Below are 21,997 nucleotides of genomic sequence, written 5' to 3'. Positions count from 1 at the left end.
GTAATCACTTACATTATTAAATTCTTATAACTTCCCTTTAAATTTATTCCTTGACGCAACCATCTTCGCTTGATTTTTCCTAACAATAATAAATCATAGCTTTTCGGTGTACTTCCCTCATAATTTGCTTGTAAAATACCGCAAACTTTTTCATCTTTCACACTTAATACTACAGGTCCTTCATCTAATATATAATTAAAATTGTTTGATGATATTTCAATTTTCTTAGAGTTTTTATATTTCATATTAAACTCTTTTTTCATATCTAACTCTGTTATATAGAAGGAAATATTATCGAAATCCTTAGTAAAATATGGTGTTACTCTGTAATACTTATTACTACATAGCCCTATAGTACTTGTTTCCTTTTCATAAATATACTTATTTCTTTTATTACCGATTCTTTTTTCGATACTAAAACCCTGACTACTTATTTCAAAGAAGAAATCCCATATTTTCTCTTTCTTTCCAAAAAAGACAAAATCATCTATGTTAATTTCAAATCTAAATACTTTACCATTGTTTAGTTTTGCTGGAAAATACATTAATCCTTTCTTATTCCTAGATACTAATTTCATGCAAACTTTTGACACTGCATTATTAGGATTAAAGAGTACTTTTTCAAGATCAATATCGATAATAGCCCTATTCTTTTCTATTACAAACCCTATCATTTTAATAATTGGTTTATGCAAGTCAGTTACTTCATAATATTCGCCATCATTAATAAATTGAACAAAGATTTTACCTTCTTCTATTTTTAGATCTTTAAATTTACAATCTACATATGACTTTTCAATAGTTTTGTATATTTTAAAATTTCTTTTCTTAGCATACGTAATTAATGGTACTAATGAAGGTGCAACTTTATCGTAAATTTCTTCAGGTATTAAATCTGCAAACTTCCCAAATGCATTCATCCAATCTTTAATTTGATCATCATTAATTTTAAGAGAGAAGTTTTTGGTTCTTGAAAATTCAAAATGTCTTTCAATAAATATTTTTAAAATATCAAGTTTATCTTCTCTATTAGAATCTAAAATTTCTTTGACAATCATAGACATTACATAGTAAAAGTCTTCAGGATGTACATAAGCAGAACTCATATGTTCTCCTTCTCTTTTTGTAGCGTAATAATAAGGTTGGTCAGCTAACACTGAAATATTTTCAGATTTTAAATACGCTTTCATGGTAAATAATTGATCTTCAGCACTTTTTATATTTTCTGGGAAATAAATATCATTATTTTTAAGCATATCTGTTTTGAAAAATTTTGTTGGACTTAACGTATAAATAATGCGTGTACCGACAAGGTCTTGTTTGCCGCTTGTTTCCTTGAACATCGATTGCGGAACACCGCGCCCATTGACCCCTTTCATTTTAACCAGTATTGTATCTGCTGGATATTCATTTATAAATGCTTCTACATTTTCTAAAGTGTTTGGTGAAATATAATCATCTGAGTCCAGGAAAAATATATATTCTCCTGTTGCTAATTTAATAGCTTCATTTCTCGGCTTACCCGGTCCTCCTGAATTTTCATCTAACTTTTGAATATTCATATTGAGTTTAGATTTATAAGAGCTTGCAATTTTAAGTGTATTATCAGTTGAACAGTCATCTACTAAAATCACTTCAAAATCTTTATGATTATAAGTTTGTTTAACCAACGATTCTAATAGCTCTCCAATATACTTTTCTGAATTATAGCTTGGTACTGCAATTGTAAACTTCATATTTTCTCACTACCTCCCTTATGTTTTACTTAAATATTCTTTCAACAACCCTCTTACTTGATTGTCCATCAGTATATTTAAAATGCTTATTCAAAAATGGTTCTACTTTTTCTTGTTCAAAGTCATTGTTTTCTAAAGCACTTAATAAGTCATCAAATGTTTTAACAATTTTACCTGGCACAAAAGATTCATATGGTTCATAAAAGTCACGTGTTGCAATATAATCTTCTAAATCAAATGCATAAAAAAGCATTGGCTTTTTAAATGTCGCATACTCGTAAATTAAGGAAGAATAGTCACTGATTAAAATATCAGTAATAAACAGCACATCATTGACTTCCCTGATGTATGAAATATCAATGAGATACTTTTGATATGCTTTAGGAATATTTAGTTTGTTTTTAACGAATGGATGCATTTTAAATAGCACAACTGAATTGTTTTCTTCACAATAGTTAGCTAATCTTTCAAAATCAATTTTAAAGAAAGGATAGTGTGCCGTATGGTGTCCATTTCCTCTGAATGTTGGCGCAAAAAGGATTACTGTTTTATTCTTTATAGGTAATTCATTTTGCATTTTGTTAATCACTTTATTTTTATAATCATCATCGAAAAATATATCTGTTCGAGGAATACCAGTTGGTAATATATATTCCTCTTTAATACCAAAGGCTTCACCATAAAATGGGATATCATGATCTGACGATACAATCGCCTTTGTATAATTTCGATGTGCTACTGAATCGAAAAATGGGCCACCTTGTTTACCAGTTCTGCTGAATCCTACAGTTTTAAAAGCACCTACCGCATGCCAAACCTGTATGAGTTCTTGTGTCTTTTTAAAATCTACAGTGTAAATTAATGGATGGTAGTCATCAATCAAGATATAGTCTGCTTTTCCTAGCAAAAATGGGAATTTGAATTTATCGATTATATTTCTTCTATCAGTAATATGTCGTTTGAAAATCTGATGGATTTTATATTTCTTGTCTAGGTTTTGTCGAAGCATTTCATCATAAATAAATTTAAAGTTACCTGACATATTCGATCTTGAATCAGATGTAAAAAGCACTTGGTTGCCTTTTCGTATATGCAAACATTTACCTAACTTGAAAATTGCTTTGAATGAGGTGTTACGAACGTTAAATGATATTTTACGATAGGCCAGTCTTATATTATTTACTAATTTCTTAATCCCTGTGAGTTTAGTATTAGAGTGCTTGAATTCAACATTAAATACAAATTCATTCACTTCTCTAGAAATGGCTGGTTTAATTTCGTAATAAATATTGTTAGAGCTGCCGCCTTTATGAAATATTTTTTTATAAAATGAAAGCATGTAATTGTACTTATCATTTTTAGTGCTTAACGCCTCATATTCTTTCCATTCTTCCTTTGAAAGTTGATAGTTATTAATCTCTAAATATTTTGGGGATATTTTAGCTACAACCTCATGTTCTTGATACATCACCAGTAAATATTGGTCTTCCGGCAGATAATTACCATCGTCTAGGATTGCAATATTGAATCGGCATTTAAATTGATTCCCATGCAAAGTAACTTCATTTGCTTCTAATACTTTAGTTTCAGTTAAATTTCTCAAAACGAATTTAGGATGATTAAATTTTCCGTTTTCTATACGACCTTCTACAAAAAATTGAACTCTTTCCCAGCTGAGTTGTTCTATCACAATAGATGTATTATTCAATTTTATTTTCTCCTCCAAGTAGTATTTACTTTAGTTTTATTAACTGTACGACCCCTTTCAGATTCAATGTTTGTAACAAATCTTTTAATGACTCGCCTTTATACCTAAAATTTTTAAGGTTATTTCATTCAATTAAAAATCTTTGCTTATTTCTAATAATCACTTCGATATTTATCGAAATATTCCGAAAATAAAAGACAGACCTTTTTAATATGCGTTTAATATTTTATAACTGCATTTTACATAATCCATTTCATTACTGTTTTTCCCCATGAAGTTGACAGATCTAATTCAAATGCTTTAATCGCATCATTAATTGTTTTGACTTCTATTTCATTACCTTTCAACAGTGAGAGTTTATCTATTAAATCGGGATATTTTCTATATAAATTCACAACATCCTCAAAATCTTTTGCACCGCTTCGGCTGCTCCCAATTAGAGTAATGCCCTTCTCTAATACTTTTCTTGTATTCACTTCTACACCATATTCACTTACTCCTAATAAGGCTATACTACCTTCTGGAGAAATTAAATCAATAATCTGATTGATTGCTTTTTCACTGCCTCTTCCTCCAACACATTCAAAAGCATGATCAAAAGTAAGACCTTCTGGTATTTCATTTATATAAAATGTTTCATCCGCAAATGAAAAATGACTTAGTTTAAACGAAGTTTTACCGAACACATATATTTTTGATTCAGGATACAATTTTCGTAATAAAGCTGCAGTGATATATCCAAGATTACCATCACCCCAAATTCCAAAACTATCTCTATTACTAATAGATTTCTTTTGGAATCGATGGATTGAATGTAAGCTTACAGTTACCAGTTCAGTATAAGATAATACACTTAGGTCCATATTTCTATCTAAAGCTACGACTCTGTCATGATCCATAAAAATATAATCTTGCATAAAACCATCAAATCCGCTAGATCGAAACTTGCTGCTAGGTAAATAATTTTCCGAAATAACATCATCTTTTTCCGAAGGTGTATTAGGTACCATAACTACATACGAGCCTTTTTCAAACTTGCCGCTATGATCAAACACTACTTCTCCGACACCCTCATGAGTAAGTGCCATTGGTAATTTTTTAGACATTACTTTTTCATCTCGTGTACCGGTATAATAACGTTGGTCAGCTGCACAAATACTCAGATATAATGGTCTAATTACGACTTTGTCGCTTATAATACTTTCATTATTATAAGATACTTCAATTTGTCTGGGAGATACTAACTGATAAACTTGATTAATCACCGTTGATTCCCCCTTTGATTATTGAGTTTGCAACTTTAAGATCATATGGGGTAGTGATTTTAATATTGTATAATTCTCCTTTGACAAGTTTTACTTGCTTATCCGATTCAACTAATATTTTGCAAGCATCAGTAAGTACTTGTTTACGCTCAGGCGACAAAGCATTATAGCTTGAACGCAATAGTTCAATATTAAATGATTGAGGTGTTTGTCCTTGATACATTTCGCTTCTTACCGGTATTGACTCTATCGAATTATTATCTTTTGAAGTTACTATCGTATCTGTAGCAGGAATTACTGTATCAACTGCTCCATATTTTAGAGCATAGTCGATATTTTCTTTAATAATTCTATAAGTTAAAAATGGTCTGACAGCATCATGAGTGACAATAACATCCTCTTGGTCTACTCCTTTTGTTTCTTCAATATAATTGATAATATTCATGATAGTTTCATTACGATCTGAACCACCGCTGACGACTTGGATTTTTTCATGATTCAAGCCGTATTTGTTCAAAATATCCTTGATATGAGAGACCCACTTTGTTGGTGTAGCGATAATAATTTCATCAAAATCATTTACAAGTAAAAACTTTTCTACCGTATGAATAATAATTGGCTTTCCATCTAAATCTAAAAACTGTTTCGGCAAAGGAACATTCCCCATTCTTGAACCGATTCCACCAGCTAATATTCCTGCATAAATCATTTAATACCACTCCAATTTTTTATTCAGCTTTCAATTTTCAAAGTTTACCTATGTATAAAAAATCAAAGTTATATGTATATTTTTTAAAAGATTATACACCGCTCTTTAAAATTGATATACTACTTAAAAATTATACCTAATTTCAGAGACACTTTAAAGTTTTTAATCGAGGAAATTGGAGGGTTTCTCTTTACAATATTGAAGTATGAAACTCTACCTCAAACAACAAAAAATAACGACGCACCTGTTCTCCACAAATGCGCCGCTTGCGTTTAACAATATTCATTTTCTACTGCTTCGATGACTTCTTCAAATGCTAGGCCTGTTGAGATGTTGACACTGGCTAGGAAACTGCCTTCAACGATAGGTGCTTCTACTTTTTCTACACGATATGCGCCTTCATACATTTCGATGGCCATATCTAAATTCATTTCGGCTGAGCCTAAATCAAAGAAACAAATTGCGTCGTCTTTTAAACCTTCTATTGCTTGTTGTATGGGTTCGAAGGATGTTCCGATAGTCCCATCGCTTCCGCCTACTGGAATAACTTGTACACCATCAGCCATTTGACCGATTAACTTTTTGATGCCGTTTGCGATTTCTTCGCTATGACTGACTACAATAAGCGTTGTCATTTACTTATTCATCTCCTATCAATGCATTTAAAATATATACACTGCTTTGTGCACCTGGATCCGTATAGCCTCTTGATGCTTCTTTGAAGTAGGCTGCGCGTCCTTTTTTTGCGACCAAATCTAATGTGTTGTCTGCTAATGTCTGCAAGTAAGCAATATCGACTTTTTCGCCTGCTTCAACAGCTTGTCTCGCTCTTTCGATGACATCGTACATGGTCTTCTCATCTAACTCGACTTTACCTCTTTGATGTACTGCTTCAGAAAATGCTTTTAATAATTCCGGTAAATTGTCTTCAGTAATTTCATCTTGTGCAACTTGAGCCATTTTAACGAAACTAAAGCCGTATAAAGGACCAGATGCCCCTCCGATCTTAGACATTAATGTCATACCTGTTGTTTTAAGTATATCTTGAACCGTTGTTTTGTCTTCCAAAGCATCAGGCAGCGCATTAAATCCTCTGACCATATTGACACCATGGTCGCCGTCGCCGATAGCTCGGTCTAGCTCAGTCAGTGAATCTTCTCTTTCTTGGAATGTTTCTTTTAATTGTATTAAGCGCTGTTTCAGCGTTTCTGCATTCATAAAAAATCCTCCTTGTGTTTATCCGAAATAGCGGCTTTTTGTCGGTGCTTGTAATGCGGCTAAGCGCTCATCATTACTTTCAAGCAGCGTTAATGAGAAGCCTTGCATATCTAATGAAGTCATATAGTCTCCGACAAACCAATCTTTGACCGCAATATCATGATCCGCAAGCACTTCATTCACATATTTCGCAGTAACATTTAATTCAGATAACGGTGTACCGCCCATACCATTTACCATCACAATCACTTCAGATGATTGGATTTCTTGTTGGAGAGCTTGCACTAATTCCGTCACAATTGTTGTAATCGGTTGTACCGCTTCTCTTTTTAATCCGCGTTCGCCATGAATACCGATACCGATTTCCATATCCCCTTCTTCTAAATCAAAGCCGTATTTGCCTGTAGAAGGTACCATCGGCGGTGTTAAAGCCATACCGATTGTGCGCATGTCTGAAAGCAGCTGTTCTGTTTTCTTAACAATGGTATCTAAATCTTCCCCTTGCTCAGCTAAATAGCCTGCATATTTGTGCACAAAGACAGTACCTGCGACACCGCGGCGCATATCATGATCTTCTACAGCGATATCATCGCGTACAATCACTTTATTGACTTTAATGTCTTCCATTTCAGCCATTTCTTGTGCCATTTCAAAGTTCATGACATCTCCAGCATAGTTTTTAATAATCAGCAAGACACCATCGCCGTTATCTACTGCTTTAATCGCATCTAAGATTTTATCTGGTGTCGGAGAAGTAAAGATTTCTCCGCATACTGCCGCATCAAGCATACCCTCTGCGACATAGCCTGCATGTGCCGGTTCATGACCGCTGCCGCCGCCTGATACCAAAGCCACACCTTTTTGTTTTTTATCTTTACGTACTACTACTGTTTCTGAAATCACTTCATTGTCTGCGTTTGATAATGCGAAACCTTCCAGCATATCTGAAAGTATTGTCGTTTTATCTTGAATTAATTTCTTCATCTTACACAACCCCTTTAATGTAAAGATACTTTCTTTAATTTCATGTATACACTTCTATTATATAGTTTGAAGTATTATTATTCATGTAATAAGAAGTTAATGTCTCGTTTTCATCTTTTAGTATTCATGTTATATTACAAATAAGACAAAATTTAAATTTTGTATCAATCGGAGGTGCATCACAATGCAACATTATGCGATTCGACACCCTGTTGCCAAACGTATTGCGGATATCATAACGATTGTCAGTTTTATCGCTATGATTGCACTGATTGCATTCAATTTTTATTTCCATTCGCATGCCGACGGTTTTAGTGCTGGTTTCCACTTGAATAGTACGGCTCAAATATCATGGCTCATTGCATTATTAATAATCAGTATAGCCAGCGATATTGTCAGCACGATTTTAAAACGTCAAAAACTTGAAACAATGTAAACAAAAAGGACAACCTCTTGTTCATATAAAATGAATAAAAGGTTGCCTTTTTTTAATACTGTTATTTAATTTTCTTCACGTAAATGGATTTCAAACCGATTTGGCCGAATCCTGGAATTTTACAATCGATATCAAGCCCATCATCAGGATCCACTAAGCGGATACCTTTTACTTTAGTTCCTTGTTTGATTACATTTGAAGCGCCTTTTACTTTCAAGTCTTTAATGACTGTGACCGTGTCTCCATCTTGCAATTCTTGTCCGTTGGCATCTCGGACTTTCAAAGCTTCCTCTGCTTCTTCCACTGAATCTTGTGTCCATTCATGTCCGCACATCGGACATACAAATAACGCACCATCTAAATACGTATATTCCGAACCGCAGCTCGGGCAATTAGGTAATGTTTGTTCCATTTTCTCCTCCATGATCAGTAATAGCCCTCTTAATCTAACATATTTCTCACTAAAAAGATATATCCTTTAATAGAATCAGATAGATTTGGATTGACTATAACTTAGATAATCAGCCAATATCTTTGCGTTTGAATCCAATGACTCCGAATACAATCAGCAGCAATCCGATAACCAGCATCATCAACGTTGCCGCCCAATCCATATCCGCAATCGGCAAACGCGGCACATGGCCAAAAGGTGTTAAATCTTTCATCCACTGTTTCACATTGAGCAGTTGTCCAAGATAAATGACGAAGAAGGTATAACCTAAATACAAATACACTAATAAACTTGTCTTTTCAATCCAACCGATAACCAACACAGCTAACCCTAAGAATATTAAGATAGCAGGTATAAAGACCCAGCCTGCATACATAATCTTATCGAAAGCAATCGGTGTCTTCATACTGGATGCTGCACCAACGTACATACCTAACGCAGCAAAGCTGATCATCGCAATACTATTGAACAGCCCAATCCAAATAAAACTCATCACATAGTGTACGCGTGAAACTGCATGCGACAATACAATTTCTGTATGGCTTAAGCGCATTGCTTTTCGGATTTTAAATACGGCCATTAAGACTGGTATCGTAGATACCATCCCCATAATTGCCATTAAAATCGGCACAAATTGTTCGGCATAGTTATCTCCTTTACCTGTCAGCATACGCTGCAGCATCGGATTTGTCTTAAAGAAACTTTCCAAGTCGCCAAAGACTGAGCCATAAGACAATCCTAAGACCAGCATACCGATACTCCAGACAATCAACCCTGTACGCTGCAAGCGCAGTTGAAGCCCTAAAGGTGACTTCAATAATGATGATGCATGTGCATGTCCTTTACGTTCAGGCAGCAAGCCTGCTTGGGCATCACGCTGACTATTCAAGACAAATGCTAATACACATAACGCTGCGGCCAATCCCAACAATGCATAAACCGGCCACCAATTGTTCTCGCTGTAGACAGCAGTTTGCAAAATCCATCCAAGCGGCACAACATCAGATAACCAAGACAGAGATACATCTCCAACAGCACGAAGCAAATACATGATTAATAATAAGCCCATACTGATCCCCATCGTTTGGCTATACGTTGAAGCCAGCTGAGCGATAACTAATGTCATCATGCCCAGCATAAAACCGGATGCAGTTAAAGATAAGCCGTAAAGCCAAGCACCTTCAGCTGTAAAATGATCAATACCAGTAAACATCAGTCCTATTGCGATGACACAGCCTAATACAGCATTAATCAAGACTTGTTGGAATACTGTACTTAAAATCACTGCATGGCGTCCAATCGGCAAAGCACTTAATAGTTCTAAACGCCCGTCCTCTTCGTCGCCTCTCGTATCTTTCGACACAAATAAGATATTCATTATGCCGACTAAAATTAATGTAAACAGCTGCATTTCATAACCGAACATGGTCGCAAGATTGACTTGGCTCAAATGCGCTTGGCCTAACATCGCTTCCATCGCAGGGCTTTTAAACATTTCAAATACAGGAATCAATTCCTTCTCATTCGGATATAAATTCGCAAATGATTGCGGAATAATCAAAGTTAAAACAATCAAACCCAGCAGCCAAAAAGCCGTTTTCCATCGATTGCGCTTCAAATAAAACTTCATAAGTTTGAATGTGTGATATGTCGCTTGTTTCATGTTACTCACCTTCTTTAAGGCTTTCTCCGTAATGACGCATAAACAAGTCTTCTAATGTCGGCGGCTGGCTTTCTAATTTCTTAATATTAAAGCGGCTTAAATATTGAAGCACATCCGCTGTTTTATCAGCATCTACTTGGAAGCGATAGACACCTTGTTGTGCACTTACATCATGAATGCCCTCTTGTGCCTCTAGCTGTGTAAGTGTGTCATCTGTTTCAACGGTATAACGCATACGTGTTAAATGGCGCATTTCATCCAGAGTACCGACTTCTACTAATTCGCCTTTTCGTATAATACCGACTCTGTCGCACAGCTGTTCAACCTCTGACAAGATATGACTGGATAATAAGACTGTCTTGCCGCGTGCTTTACACGCTTTTACATGTGATTGGAAAATTCTTTCCATCAATGGATCCAGTCCAGATGTCGGCTCATCGAAAATATACAAGTCCGCTTCCATACTCAACGCCGCAACTAGTGCTACTTTTTGTCGATTTCCTTTTGAATAGGCACCGCATTTTTTGCGTACATCTAATTCGAAATCTTTTATCAATGCTTGTTTGCGTTCATGATCAACTTGCTTTTGAAGACTCAATAGAAAGTCGATTACTTCTCCGCCAGTCAAGTTCGGCCATAAATTCACATCACCGGGTACATATGCAATACGTTCATGAATTGCGACCGGCTTTTTAAATGCATCTTGACCAAAGAGCTGCACACTGCCTTGACTTGGTTTCAGCATACCTAACATTGTTTTAATCGTTGTTGATTTACCTGCACCGTTCGGTCCGATAAAGCCAAAGATTTCTCCTTCATGTAGCGTCATATTCAAATGCGATAATGCTTCAAACTTCCCAAAACGTTTTGTTAAATCTTCTATCTCTACTACATATGACATCAGAATCACCTGCCGATTTTCTTTTTTAAAGCGATTTCAATAATTAACTTGTCTTCATTATACACCTCGCATTCAAAGTTTGCAGAAGGATATTAAAACAGAGATACACGGATTAAAACATGTCAGATTAAACATTATTTCCATCGTTTCAACAACCTGCTCAAGCATAAATGACTCACTGAAATAGAGCAGAAATGCAAAAAGAGCTGAGATTATCTCCCAGCTCTTTTATATGCATTATTTAAATGCACGTGTATCAATTTGTTCGTCTTCCACAAATCCTTTAATCTTTTTTTGTTCTCTTTCACTCATCGTATCACTGCCTTTTGCGATATCGCCGATTTCTTGTTTAGTCAGACGTTTGCCTTTTGAAGCTGCTAGTGCATTATCAATCTTTTCATCGATATCTCTTAAATACTGATTAGATGACATGATATAACGATTGATTTTATGCAGTTTGCCGTCATAGCCTTTAGGCATTCGATTTTCATTAATATAGTTGGCAAAGTTGTTATCGTTATCGCCTGCGAGTTGGCTTGCTTTCTTCAGCTGTTTAGCATCTTCTTTAGACAGTCCCTTATCCGAATGCAGTTTTTGTTGGTAATGTTCGTAGATACGTGTAATGTCATGATCTGCGTTCAAGTACGTTTGAATATCTTTTTTCATTTCTGCTTTAGATATTGTTTTGTTCTTCACGTCTTTTTTAAAGATTTTCGGATTTAAATCGAGTTTACTGTCTTGAGGTTCTGATGAGACTGCATCTTCTTTTTGTTCTTGTCTTTCAGGCGATGATTCTGTCTGTTTCTTTGTCGGCGCTGTTTGTTGAGCGCATCCTGCAGATGAAAACACTAAAAGTGCTGCGATAAGTGAGGATACGATTTTCTTCACTGTGACATTCTCCTTTTAGTCTGATTCACTCGAATACAACTTCTCTCCCAAAGTACGATTCATAACACTATTACCCTATTTCAGTGCTGTGAAAGGTCTTCATTAAGAAAAAATTTAAAATATAAACCGCTTTCATTTACATAATATTTAGAAAAAATTAAAAATAGACACGCATCTCATTAAAGTTAGTGTATAATACTTCCATACACAGATTCTATTCCGTGCAACATAAAAAGAAAATAGATGAAATGCAGCTGAGCAGTTTTCCTGCACGCCATCCATTCTCTGCATAAACTACAAAGAGGTGTAACATCATGGAAAACAATGATTTAAAACGCAGTATGACAAACCGGCACATTCAACTGATCGCCATCGGGGGGCGCTATCGGTACAGGACTCTTCTTGGGGGCCGGGAAAAGTATTGCGTTAGCTGGACCATCTATCTTATTAGCCTACATCATTATCGGGTTCTTCTTATTTATTATGATGCGTGCATTAGGTGAATTGCTGCTGTCTAACAGCGAATACAATTCCTTCATTGACATTGCTGAAGATTACTTAGGTCACATGGCCGGCTTCTTCACCGGTTGGACTTATTGGTTCTGCTGGGTCGCAACAGGTATCGCAGATATCACAGCCGTAACCAAATATATTAATTTCTGGTGGCCGAATGTTCCGCCGTACTTAACTGCCATTGTCACTGTTATTTTATTGCTGGCTTTGAACTTAATGACAGTTAAAGCGTATGGCGAAGTCGAATTCTGGTTTGCGATTATTAAAGTCATTGCGATTTTATTCTTAATCGTAATCGGATTGTATCTTATCTTTACAGGTTTCCAATCTCCGAACCATATCCAAAGCGGTTTTTCTAACCTTTATTCACACGGCGGCTTCTTCCCTAACGGGGTCATGGGCTTCTTACTTGCCTTCCAAATGGCAGTATTCAGTTTTGTGGGTATTGAGCTTGTCGGTGTCACAGCACGTGAAACTAAAGATCCTGAACATAACTTGCCGAAAGCTATCAACAGTGTCGGTATTCGTATTATCATCTTCTACGTTCTAAGTTTAATGGTAATTATGAGTATCACACCTTGGGATAAATTAGATCCTAAAGAAAGTCCTTTCGTTAACTTGTTTGTATTAGCAGGTATCCCAGCAGCGGCAGGTATCGTCAACTTTGTGGTCTTGACTTCAGCTTCAAGTGCCGCAAACAGCGGTCTCTTCAGCAACAGCCGTATGGTTTATGGTTTAGCTGTATCAGACAGCGCACCGAAATCACTCGGTAAAGCCAACCGTCATGGTGTGCCTTACAATGCATTGATTTTCTCTGGTGTGGTATTATTCTTAGCTGCTTTATTAAACTATGTGATTCCAGATACTGTATTCACAGTTGTAACAACAGTTGCGACTATCTTCTTTATCTTTATTTGGACTATCATTTTAGTGTGTTATATCAAATATCGTAAACAGCATCCAGAATTGCATGCCCAATCAAAATTCAAAAACTTCTTCGGTGTTACTGGATCATATTGTACCCTTGCTTTCTTCGTGATTGTCATTGCGGTATTATTCCTTGCTGAAGATACGAGAGTTGCTTTATACTTCTCACCATTCTGGCTCATCCTGTTATGGATTGCTTATAAAGCAGGCAACTTTAAAAATCGCGGTATTAAAAACTATCATTCCAACAATTAAATTGATTAACTTCACCCTCTCTGCTCAAATTGCAGAGGGGGATTTATTTTATGTATAACAAAAAGGCGAACCAGCATACGCTGATCCACCCTCTATATATTAAAATAACTTCGACTCACGATTGATTAGTTTAAACGTGTAGGTGTGTCGCCTTTTGTAATCACGTTTAAAGCTGCGTTTAATCCGCCTTCAACTAAGTTTCTTACCGCTTCATCAGAGAAGAATGCGATATGCGGAGTTAATTGGATTTTTTCATTTTCGATTAATTTTTTGAACGTTTCATCTTCTAATGCTTTACCTGTCCAATCAAATGTGAAGTAAGGCATTTCGAATTCATAAGTGTCTACAGCTGCACCTGATAATTTACCGCTGTTAACAGCATCGATTAAAGCTTCAGTATCGATAACTGCACCACGTGCTGCGTTGACTAATACTGCGCCGTCTTTGAATTTAGCGAACATTTCTTTATTGAAGATGTGGTGGTTTTCTTTAGTAGCAGGCATGTGTAATGAAACGATATCTGCATCTTTGATTGCTTCTTCAATTGTATCTTTGTACTCTAAGAAATCTAATGAATCATTTGGATATAAATCATAGCCTACGACTTTAGCGCCGAATCCAGCAAAGATTTTACCAGCGAATGCTCCGATACGACCTGTACCAAGAATTGCTACTGTCATATTTTTAACAGGTTTCGCCATAATTGAAGATTCCCAAGTGAAGTTGTAATCTTGAACACGTTTTTCAATTTGCGGGAATTTACGCACTAAATTAAGTGCTGCTGCTACCGCATATTCAGCAATAGTTTCAGGAGAGTAGCTAGGAACGTTTGACACGATGATGCCGTGTTTTTTAGCTAAATCTAAGTCGTACATGTCAAAACCTGCAGTACGTTGAGCGATTTGTTTGATACCCATTTCTTCTAGTTTAGGATAGGCTTCTTTTTCTAGTTTTCCGAATTGCATTGTTGTTACACCGTCAAAACCTTCAAGTTGATCTAAAGTATCATAGCTTAAAAAGTCATCTGAGAATGAAACTTCTACATTATTCTCTTTAGCCCAATTCAAAGCTACATCTTTCTCATAATCGCGTGTACCGAAAAATTTAATTTTTGTCATAATTACTTCCTCGATTCTAAAAAAATTGATAAATTTGATTAATTCTTATCTCACTTAATATTCTATGTGAATTATTTCACAAAGTCAAGAGGTTTATTATAATTCTGAATAATCTGTTAACAATTATTATTATACGCTTTTTGTGCGTATTTGCGCATCAAATTATACCTCTATTAGATATTTTAATAATTAAGCTTCTAACATATAGTGTTGCCTTCACTTCATTACAGCAACACTTCATATTTTCCTAGTCCTAGACATCAGTCTTTATACAATAAATATATATGATACACTCAACATGAAATGGAGGTTGAATGATGAAGAGGAAGAAATTTTATCTCAAAGTAATTTGGTTTCTATTATAGTTTATCTTGTTTATGATTACAAAATCTTATCACTTTAGTATCCGTACTGTGATTTTTTTAGCACTTGTGTTCGGCGGTTATCTTTTGATTGACAGCTATTTCTATCGCAAAGATAAACACAAACAGAGAACAATAAAAAATAAAAATGAACGACTTTTTCAGTCGTCCATTTTCTTATAGCGTATAGTCGGTTGGCGATCGCCCTTTTTGAATGCTTCGGTTGCTTTACGTCTGCGTTCTGCGCGTAGTTTGCGATTCTTTGCGGCTTCTTTTTTGTTATAAGCAATATTTAATGATGCGCCTTTTTGTGTATTGTCTTTCATATACATATAGGAACCGACATTGTACGCTGTGCGTACAATCATTTGACCTGCTACAGGTGATGTCATATATAAGAAGAGAATCGTTAACAGCGTTCTGACACTGAAATAATCTCTTGTAAATAAAAAGTAGATAAAGACACCAATCAATGATAACAGCACAGATAAAGTCGAACTCTTAGTTGCGGCGTGTGCTCTTAAAAAGATGTCTTTGAATTTCAAAATACCTATCGCACTGATCAAAGCAACAATAGAGCCTAGCAGAATAAGGACAGCAGCAAATAAACTAGCGATTTCGCTCATTATCAAAGATTCGTCCCCCTTCTACAAAGCGTGATATACCGATGGTACTCAAGAAGGCCAAAATCGCAATGATTAAACTCGCATCTAAGAAACTCAAACTGTCTAATACGATACTTAATAAACCTACAATCGAAATAATCATCGCACCGATACTATCAAATGCAACAACTCGGCTGGGTGTTGTCGGTCCTTTGATGACACGAATCAATGAGATAATCACTGCAATCCCAAAGATAATCAAGGCCGAGCGAATCATCCAATCTATTATGATTTCAATCATTTGAGCACCTCCCATATCAAACGTTCATATTTCTTAATCTGTTTCGTCAAAATAGCTTTGTCTCTTTCTGAAACATCAATCGCGTGAATAAAGAAACGACTGCCATCAGGCGACACCCTCAACACTAATGATCCCGGCGTCAGCATAATCAGTAATGTTAATAAAGTAATCGCCCAGTCTCGTTTTAAAGATGTTTCATAAATCAATAACCCTGGGTTCATATCATGCGACTTGAATAAAATGTATACAATCGTTGAAATACTGGAAATCAATAACTGTACGTTATACACCACTATGAATTTGAAGATGACCCAAACTTTCTTTAAATAGAATACGCGTTTAAAGAAGAATCGGTGAATCAAATACACAATCATAATACCGATGAGGTATCCAGAAATAAATGTAGATAAATGAAACTTATCTTCATCTTGGAAAAGTGTCCATAAAATCGCGATTAATATATTCAACGTTAATTGGGCTAACATCAGTCCACCTCCAAATGAGGGACTACCGCTTCTTGATAATCACCTGGATTTAAATTCATTTCTGCTGCTTGATGGGCAATATCTAAGAACCATTCTGCACCAAAGCCCATCACTATCGTCGCAATGGTCAATAGCAGCATTGCTGCGATTTTATGCGGTAGAATAGTTTGTTTCTGCACTACAGGCATCCCTTCTCGACCAAAATACATATAGAAGAATACTCTGAGCAAACTATACATGGCAATCAAACTAGTAATAATCATCACTACTACACCTGCAACATAACCTTGTGCAAGTGCACCTTGGATAATCAATAATTTCCCAGGAAATCCGCTGAATGGCGGTACGCCGCCAATCGATAGCGTAAGGATAAACAATACAATACCTAACGACGGATGGGTGTGGATCAAACCGCCCATTTCTTTATAACTTCTTGTTTGGCAAATCACCACGAAGACACCCATAACAAGGAATAACAGTGTTTTAATTATCATGTCATGGCCGGCATAGAAAATGGCACCTGTAATACCAGCTTCATTAAGTGCACTGATACCTAATACTGAAAAGCCGATAGATAAAATAACTTGGTATGCCGCAATTTTCTTCACATCTTCGTACCCTAACACACCGATTGCGCCGATAATCATTGTAATAATCGCCATATAATACATTAATTGGTGTGTCACATCCGGCTGCTGATCAAAGAGCAAGACCATTACACGTATTAACGCATAAACACCGACTTTGGTCATTAATCCCGCAAACAGTGCTGCTAATTCCGTATTGAGTGCCGCATAAGCTTTCGGCAACCACATAAACATTACTAGTGCTGCCTTGCCTCCGAAGACAAATATCATAATAATAGCGACCATAGTCATCGCCGGAGGCTGGTTGCTCTCTGTAATACGCATTGATAAATGTCCAAAGTTCAAAGTACCTAATGTGCCGTATAAATAAGCAATACCGATTAAGAAGAACCATGAACTTACTACGTTCATCACTACATAAATGACACTGGCACGCAATTGTTCAAGTGTACGTCCAAGTGTTAATAGCACAAATGATGAGATCAGCATGATTTCAAACATGACATACAAGTTGAAAATATCTGCTGTTAAAAAGCTGCCTGCCACACCTGTTAACATAAACAAAATGAATGATGGCAGGAAGTAGCGGTTGGCTAAATGTTCACGTTTACCAAAGCCGAAGAAAATCACTACTGTGACTACTAAGTTCGCAATCATCACGAAAAACAGGCCTAATGTATCTCCGACAAACTGGATACCGAATGGCGGCTGCCAATCACCAAAGTTGATGACCAGCGGGTTATGTTGGTAAACATACACTAATAAATAAACAGAAATCAGTGTATTAATCACTTGCACAGTGATGGCAATACGTCTTGTGACCATTAAACGTTCTTTGAAGAAGAACAATACGAGTCCGGTAACTAAAGGCAGCAGCAACGGTATAAGTAATAAATTATTCATCAACATCATCATCCTCACCGCGCAAAGCCTCAATTCGGTTGACTCTCGTCACTTTATAAGTTCTGTACACCAACACTAATAAGAAAGCAGTTACCGCAAAACCAATCACAATCGCTGTTAAAATCAATGCTTGCGGTAAAGGATCTACATAGTTCTTGCCTTCTCCGTTAATAATCGGGACATTCGTTCCATCAAAACCGCTCATAGCCAATATGACTAAGTTTGCGACATGTGTATAAATCGCAGTGCCTAAAACAATGCGGATTAAGTTTTTCGATAGAATCATATACGTGCCTGCAAAAGTTAAAATGCCGATAATGGTAATCAGTATAATATTCAACTTTTATCACCACTTATCGCAAGCATAATCGTTGTGATTGAACCGACCACTGTTAACAAAATACCAAATTCAAACAACGTCACACTCGAAAGGTGTATCTTCTCTAAATAAGGCAATGTCACATAAATATCTTCATGCGAAAGCATAGGGTGACCAAAGAAAATAGGTGCAATCGCTGTAGCAATAGATAATAAACAACCAGAAATTGTTACAGCACGAAAGTCGATTGGGAGTGAACGTACAACCTTTTTCACATCGAAAGCTAAAAACATTAAGATAAAGGCCGAACTGAATACTAAGCCGCCAATGAACCCGCCGCCTGGATTGTCATGTCCAGCTAAAAAGATATAAGAACCGAACGTTAAAATAATAAAAACTGCGACTTTCGAGACGGTCTCTAATACAATGTCATTTTCTTTCATTTGAATCACCCTTTCTAATATTGAATTTGATTAAGGAATATATTCCTAAACCGACAATCATAATCACTATACCTTCAAGCATAGTATCTAAAGCTCTGAAATCTCCTAATATCGCATTGACGATATTTTTAGATCCTGCAAGCTTATAACTATTTTCATAGAAGCTGGAAATCTTTTGGAAAGCTTGTTCTTGCTGCGCAATAATCACAAACGTCACTACAAACGCTGACATTAAAAAGGCAATGACTAACTTAATCGCTTCTTTGCCTTTATGTGCTTTATCTCGTCTGACGTTCGGCAAATGATAAAAGACCAGTAAGAATAAAATCGTTGAGATGGTTTCAATGACTAACTGTGTCATTGCTAAATCAGGTGCTTTCATCAGCACAAAGACAATCGCAATCGTATAACCGATGACACCATTGATAATAATCATAGCCATCCGTTCGCGCAGGAAAACCAGCGCAATCGATAAAAAGGCAATATTTGCTGCAACTAAGATTTCAAACCATGTAACAGGTTTGATTTCAAAACCTTCCACATTAATCCATCCCACTCGAATCAATCCGTAAGCCATCATACAGAAGAACAAGAAATAAATAATATGCAAGTATTGGTTCAGTTTGTTATTCATCATGCCTTGCATACCAAACTTACTTATACGTTCACTGACATTTAACATGCCTTGATACAAACTATTGATGGATAAGCCGGTTGGAATTTTGTTATAAACCTTCATCCAGCGTGTACGCCATAATAATAAGACACCCAGCACATAAATCGTAAGTGTAATCCATAACTCAGGACTTAACCCATGCCAAGCCGTAATATGCGGAATGTATTTCGATACGTAGTCTGTTTGTCCTATGTCGCGTAAAGCGGGTTCAATCAAGTACGTACCTAACACGTTAGGAATGATAAAGAACAGTGGCATACCTAATGTAATGACCACAGGCGCAATGTAAAGACCTAACGGCTCATGATCCGGCAGTTGCGGCAGCTGATCTTTCTTCAACTTTCCGAAAAATGTGTCTTTAACCAAACGCAAGCTGTAAATAAACGTCAAGATACTTGCGATGACCCCGATAATCAGTGTTACTGTCGCAAAGACTTGGTCAAAGACAGAAAGTTGTTTGGCACTCACTAATGTCGCAAAGAACATTTCTTTTGATAAGAAACCATTGAATAACGGCAAGCCCGCCATTGCCATGGCACTGATTGTCATCATGACTGCTGTTACCGGCAGTACTTTGCGCAATCCGCCTAAACGTATTAAATCACGTGTCCCTGTCTCATGGTCGACAATACCGACACCCATGAACAACACACTCTTGAACATTGCGTGGTTGATTAAATGGAAAAGTCCCGCAAATAAACTCACTACATAGAAAGCTTGGAAGGCTTGTGCATGATAACTGTAAGCCAGCATTCCGAATCCGACCATCGACATAATCATGCCGAGTTGACTGATAGTAGAATACGCTAACAGACCTTTTTGGTCTCTTTGGCCGACGGCCACAAAAGAACCGACCAGCAAAGTCGTAATACCGATGGTAATCACAATATAAGCAACCCATGATTCATATCCTAAAATAGGTGTGAAACGAAAGAGTAGGTATAAGCCTGCTTTTACCATCGTTGCGGAATGCAGATAGGCACTGACAGGTGTCGGTGCTTCCATCGCATCCGGCAGCCAAATATGGAATGGAAATTGAGCAGATTTAGTAAATGCACCGATTAAGATACAAATGACTGCTAAGGGGAACCAAGGAGACTGATATAACATTTGACGCATCGGAATTTGAACAAGTTCCGAAATCGTATTTGTCCCTGTAATATTGAACATTAAAATAAAACCGACCAGCATGAACATACCGCCAAAAACGGTAATTAAGAAGGACTTCATTGCACCTGCTTGACTTGATTTTCGGTTATACCAATAAGCAATCAGCAAGAAAGAAGCAATGCTGGTCAACTCCCAAAACACATACAGCAATATAGTATTATCTGCTAACACTACCCCTAACATCGCAAACATGAACATCAGCAAATAAACATAAAACCTAGGCAAATCATCATGTGCTTTAGAAAGATATGCGTTGGCATATAATACGATACCTGTACCGATGATCGTTATCAGCAAAGCAAATATCAGTGATAGTCCGTCTAATCTAAAAGTGAAATTGACGTCAATGGAAGGCATCCAAGGTATAACCACTTCTAATACCTTGCCCGATGCAACACGAGGAAGCTGTGCTATAAAATAAATTGCACTGACTAACGGCGCAAACAAAGCAATCCACCCTGCTTGTCTGCTTAATAACGTCCGATACCTGCTTGTATTATGTGTAATTTCTGTTTGCGCCTGCTCTGAGGCTGTGGTTAATCCAGCCGAGCGGCTGGGTAAATTCGTAATGAGCACTAAAAGCATAATGAGGATAATAAAGGCAAACAGCCAAATGAGGCTCATAAGAAATAAGACTCCTTTCTATTTGTGAGTTTGATTTTCTTATCGTTCTAAATATCTAATTGGATCATAATCGTACGATCTTGTTTAGGAATATCTATAAATTTAAGTGTCTCAGACAACGTCTGATGACCGAGGTATTTTTGTATCACAGTAAGCGGCGTACCTGATTGATACGCATGATAAGCAAACGTTTTGCGCAGCGACTGCAAACCGATATGAGAAAGACCATTGCGGACAGCGGCATCATGAATAATACGATAAGCTTGTTGGCGAGATAAAGCGCGCTTCGTCTTCGCAGACTTAAACAAATAATCTTCAGGACCGATACATTCAGATTCTATATAACGTGCCAATGCTTCACACAAATGTTTTGAAAGCGGCACTACAATTTCAGATTCCTTTTCATGCGGCCAAACTTTGATAATCGCTGGGTTGGAGTCACTCTCCATAACATCTAACCCCTTCAGACCAATCAACGCACTGATCTTGATACCCGTATGTATCGCTAAACGAAATAATAAATAATCACGCTGATTATGCTCTGACAACGTTCGGCACATCGCTTCAATTTGTGCTTTATCTTTAATAGGCAACACACATTCCAAAAGCAGCCACTCCCTCAATTAATTTAAATATCCTAATGATACATAAATATTATAATTCATATTTAAGTAACATTAAAGACAGAAAGCCTAATTTTTAAAATCTTTTCACATTTACTTATTTTCAAAAAACAAAAAGCGAGCCGAA

At 36.5% G+C, this 21,997-nt stretch carries 21 protein-coding genes and 1 pseudogene; 2 read left to right on the top strand and 20 right to left on the bottom strand.

Features of this window, described 5'->3' with window-relative positions:
• Nucleotides 1-8 precede the first annotated feature (8 nt).
• The 7 genes from C7N65_RS09020 to dhaK form a co-directional block, all read right to left on the bottom strand.
• Nucleotides 9-1,736, bottom strand: coding sequence for a glycosyltransferase (locus C7N65_RS09020; RefSeq protein WP_105994150.1), 1,728 nt, complete (start codon nucleotides 1,734-1,736; stop codon nucleotides 9-11).
• A gap of 25 nt (nucleotides 1,737-1,761) precedes the next feature.
• On the bottom strand, nucleotides 1,762-3,444 hold the full coding sequence (locus tag C7N65_RS09015; RefSeq protein ID WP_105994149.1) for a CDP-glycerol glycerophosphotransferase family protein: 1,683 nt from the start codon (nucleotides 3,442-3,444) through the stop codon (nucleotides 1,762-1,764).
• Between the two features lie 239 nt (nucleotides 3,445-3,683).
• Nucleotides 3,684-4,709 carry a zinc-binding dehydrogenase gene (locus C7N65_RS09010; RefSeq protein WP_105994148.1) on the bottom strand — a complete coding sequence of 342 codons (1,026 nt, stop codon included), beginning with the start codon at nucleotides 4,707-4,709 and terminating at the stop codon, nucleotides 3,684-3,686.
• Nucleotides 4,702-5,418, bottom strand: coding sequence for a D-ribitol-5-phosphate cytidylyltransferase (locus C7N65_RS09005; RefSeq protein ID WP_105994147.1), 717 nt, complete (start codon nucleotides 5,416-5,418; stop codon nucleotides 4,702-4,704). Before C7N65_RS09005 ends, C7N65_RS09010 begins: the two co-directional genes overlap by 8 nt.
• A gap of 272 nt (nucleotides 5,419-5,690) precedes the next feature.
• Complete coding sequence (gene dhaM, locus C7N65_RS09000; protein WP_105994146.1) at nucleotides 5,691-6,053, bottom strand: dihydroxyacetone kinase phosphoryl donor subunit DhaM; 363 nt, start codon at nucleotides 6,051-6,053, stop codon at nucleotides 5,691-5,693.
• Between the two features lie 4 nt (nucleotides 6,054-6,057).
• A complete protein-coding gene (gene dhaL / locus C7N65_RS08995; RefSeq protein WP_105994145.1) occupies nucleotides 6,058-6,636 on the bottom strand; it encodes a dihydroxyacetone kinase subunit DhaL in 579 nt (192 codons plus the stop codon).
• Between the two features lie 18 nt (nucleotides 6,637-6,654).
• Nucleotides 6,655-7,620, bottom strand: a complete 966-nt coding sequence (gene dhaK / locus C7N65_RS08990; RefSeq protein WP_105994144.1) for a dihydroxyacetone kinase subunit DhaK — start codon at nucleotides 7,618-7,620, stop codon at nucleotides 6,655-6,657.
• 184 nt (nucleotides 7,621-7,804) lie between these two features.
• Between dhaK and C7N65_RS08985 the strand changes: the two genes are divergently transcribed.
• Nucleotides 7,805-8,056, top strand: a complete 252-nt coding sequence (locus tag C7N65_RS08985) for a hypothetical protein (RefSeq protein ID WP_105994143.1) — start codon at nucleotides 7,805-7,807, stop codon at nucleotides 8,054-8,056.
• 61 nt (nucleotides 8,057-8,117) lie between these two features.
• Here C7N65_RS08985 and C7N65_RS08980 read toward each other — a convergent pair whose 3' ends face one another.
• From C7N65_RS08980 to C7N65_RS08965, 4 genes are all read right to left on the bottom strand, one after another.
• Nucleotides 8,118-8,468: a zinc ribbon domain-containing protein YjdM gene (locus C7N65_RS08980; RefSeq protein WP_105994142.1), complete on the bottom strand. Its 351-nt coding sequence runs from the start codon at nucleotides 8,466-8,468 to the stop codon at nucleotides 8,118-8,120.
• 109 nt (nucleotides 8,469-8,577) lie between these two features.
• The gene (locus tag C7N65_RS08975) at nucleotides 8,578-10,170 is read right to left on the bottom strand and encodes an ABC transporter permease (RefSeq protein WP_105994141.1); all 1,593 of its coding nucleotides are present in this window, start codon (nucleotides 10,168-10,170) and stop codon (nucleotides 8,578-8,580) included.
• 1 nt (nucleotide 10,171) lies between these two features.
• The gene (locus C7N65_RS08970) at nucleotides 10,172-11,071 is read right to left on the bottom strand and encodes an ATP-binding cassette domain-containing protein (RefSeq protein WP_105994140.1); all 900 of its coding nucleotides are present in this window, start codon (nucleotides 11,069-11,071) and stop codon (nucleotides 10,172-10,174) included.
• A gap of 237 nt (nucleotides 11,072-11,308) precedes the next feature.
• Nucleotides 11,309-11,959, bottom strand: coding sequence for an NDxxF motif lipoprotein (locus C7N65_RS08965; protein ID WP_105994139.1), 651 nt, complete (start codon nucleotides 11,957-11,959; stop codon nucleotides 11,309-11,311).
• Between the two features lie 314 nt (nucleotides 11,960-12,273).
• Here C7N65_RS08965 and C7N65_RS08960 point away from each other — a divergent pair.
• Nucleotides 12,274-13,654: pseudogene (locus C7N65_RS08960) on the top strand (amino acid permease).
• A 125-nt stretch (nucleotides 13,655-13,779) separates the two neighbouring features.
• On the opposite strand, the gene C7N65_RS08955 reads toward C7N65_RS08960, so the two are convergent.
• The 9 genes from C7N65_RS08955 to C7N65_RS08915 form a co-directional block, all read right to left on the bottom strand.
• On the bottom strand, nucleotides 13,780-14,772 hold the full coding sequence (locus tag C7N65_RS08955; RefSeq protein ID WP_105994138.1) for a D-lactate dehydrogenase: 993 nt from the start codon (nucleotides 14,770-14,772) through the stop codon (nucleotides 13,780-13,782).
• 523 nt (nucleotides 14,773-15,295) lie between these two features.
• The gene (locus C7N65_RS08950; protein ID WP_105994137.1) at nucleotides 15,296-15,766 is read right to left on the bottom strand and encodes a Na+/H+ antiporter subunit G; all 471 of its coding nucleotides are present in this window, start codon (nucleotides 15,764-15,766) and stop codon (nucleotides 15,296-15,298) included.
• Nucleotides 15,744-16,040 (bottom strand): monovalent cation/H+ antiporter complex subunit F, encoded by a 297-nt coding sequence (locus C7N65_RS08945; protein ID WP_105994136.1) that lies wholly within the window; start codon nucleotides 16,038-16,040, stop codon nucleotides 15,744-15,746. The genes C7N65_RS08950 and C7N65_RS08945 overlap by 23 nt, the downstream gene beginning before the upstream one ends.
• Entirely contained in the window at nucleotides 16,037-16,525 is a 489-nt protein-coding gene (locus C7N65_RS08940; RefSeq protein ID WP_105994135.1) for a Na+/H+ antiporter subunit E, read from the bottom strand. The genes C7N65_RS08945 and C7N65_RS08940 overlap by 4 nt, the downstream gene beginning before the upstream one ends.
• Nucleotides 16,525-18,021 carry a Na+/H+ antiporter subunit D gene (locus C7N65_RS08935; RefSeq protein WP_415918792.1) on the bottom strand — a complete coding sequence of 499 codons (1,497 nt, stop codon included), beginning with the start codon at nucleotides 18,019-18,021 and terminating at the stop codon, nucleotides 16,525-16,527. The genes C7N65_RS08940 and C7N65_RS08935 overlap by 1 nt, the downstream gene beginning before the upstream one ends.
• Nucleotides 18,008-18,355, bottom strand: coding sequence for a Na(+)/H(+) antiporter subunit C (locus C7N65_RS08930; protein ID WP_105994133.1), 348 nt, complete (start codon nucleotides 18,353-18,355; stop codon nucleotides 18,008-18,010). The genes C7N65_RS08935 and C7N65_RS08930 overlap by 14 nt, the downstream gene beginning before the upstream one ends.
• Nucleotides 18,352-18,777 carry a monovalent cation/H+ antiporter subunit B gene (locus C7N65_RS08925; protein WP_105994132.1) on the bottom strand — a complete coding sequence of 142 codons (426 nt, stop codon included), beginning with the start codon at nucleotides 18,775-18,777 and terminating at the stop codon, nucleotides 18,352-18,354. Before C7N65_RS08925 ends, C7N65_RS08930 begins: the two co-directional genes overlap by 4 nt.
• Nucleotides 18,764-21,247 (bottom strand): DUF4040 family protein, encoded by a 2,484-nt coding sequence (locus tag C7N65_RS08920; protein WP_105994131.1) that lies wholly within the window; start codon nucleotides 21,245-21,247, stop codon nucleotides 18,764-18,766. The genes C7N65_RS08925 and C7N65_RS08920 overlap by 14 nt, the downstream gene beginning before the upstream one ends.
• A gap of 47 nt (nucleotides 21,248-21,294) precedes the next feature.
• Nucleotides 21,295-21,843 (bottom strand): tyrosine-type recombinase/integrase, encoded by a 549-nt coding sequence (locus C7N65_RS08915; RefSeq protein WP_322107537.1) that lies wholly within the window; start codon nucleotides 21,841-21,843, stop codon nucleotides 21,295-21,297.
• Between the last annotated feature and the right edge of the window lie 154 nt (nucleotides 21,844-21,997).

The organism is Staphylococcus simulans, assembly GCF_002994445.1.
Taxonomy (GTDB): Bacteria; Bacillota; Bacilli; order Staphylococcales; family Staphylococcaceae; genus Staphylococcus; species Staphylococcus simulans_B.
Note: the sequence above shows the minus strand (reverse complement) of the source record. Positions and strands in the feature narration are given on the sequence as shown.

What these genes read in the sequence shown, in the direction of transcription:
- C7N65_RS09020 (WP_105994150.1), bottom strand. Translation starts at nt 1,736, where the DNA reads ATGAAGTTTACAATTGCAGTACCAAGCTATAATTCAGAAAAGTATATT.
- C7N65_RS09005 (WP_105994147.1), bottom strand. Translation starts at nt 5,418, where the DNA reads ATGATTTATGCAGGAATATTAGCTGGTGGAATCGGTTCAAGAATGGGG.
- dhaM (WP_105994146.1), bottom strand. Translation starts at nt 6,053, where the DNA reads ATGACAACGCTTATTGTAGTCAGTCATAGCGAAGAAATCGCAAACGGC.
- dhaL (WP_105994145.1), bottom strand. Translation starts at nt 6,636, where the DNA reads ATGAATGCAGAAACGCTGAAACAGCGCTTAATACAATTAAAAGAAACA.
- dhaK (WP_105994144.1), bottom strand. Translation starts at nt 7,620, where the DNA reads ATGAAGAAATTAATTCAAGATAAAACGACAATACTTTCAGATATGCTG.
- C7N65_RS08985 (WP_105994143.1), top strand. Translation starts at nt 7,805, where the DNA reads ATGCAACATTATGCGATTCGACACCCTGTTGCCAAACGTATTGCGGAT.
- C7N65_RS08980 (WP_105994142.1), bottom strand. Translation starts at nt 8,468, where the DNA reads ATGGAACAAACATTACCTAATTGCCCGAGCTGCGGTTCGGAATATACG.
- C7N65_RS08975 (WP_105994141.1), bottom strand. Translation starts at nt 10,170, where the DNA reads ATGAAACAAGCGACATATCACACATTCAAACTTATGAAGTTTTATTTG.
- C7N65_RS08970 (WP_105994140.1), bottom strand. Translation starts at nt 11,071, where the DNA reads ATGTCATATGTAGTAGAGATAGAAGATTTAACAAAACGTTTTGGGAAG.
- C7N65_RS08955 (WP_105994138.1), bottom strand. Translation starts at nt 14,772, where the DNA reads ATGACAAAAATTAAATTTTTCGGTACACGCGATTATGAGAAAGATGTA.
- C7N65_RS08945 (WP_105994136.1), bottom strand. Translation starts at nt 16,040, where the DNA reads ATGATTGAAATCATAATAGATTGGATGATTCGCTCGGCCTTGATTATC.
- C7N65_RS08940 (WP_105994135.1), bottom strand. Translation starts at nt 16,525, where the DNA reads ATGTTAGCCCAATTAACGTTGAATATATTAATCGCGATTTTATGGACA.
- C7N65_RS08935 (WP_415918792.1), bottom strand. Translation starts at nt 18,021, where the DNA reads ATGTTGATGAATAATTTATTACTTATACCGTTGCTGCTGCCTTTAGTT.
- C7N65_RS08925 (WP_105994132.1), bottom strand. Translation starts at nt 18,777, where the DNA reads ATGAAAGAAAATGACATTGTATTAGAGACCGTCTCGAAAGTCGCAGTT.
- C7N65_RS08920 (WP_105994131.1), bottom strand. Translation starts at nt 21,247, where the DNA reads ATGAGCCTCATTTGGCTGTTTGCCTTTATTATCCTCATTATGCTTTTA.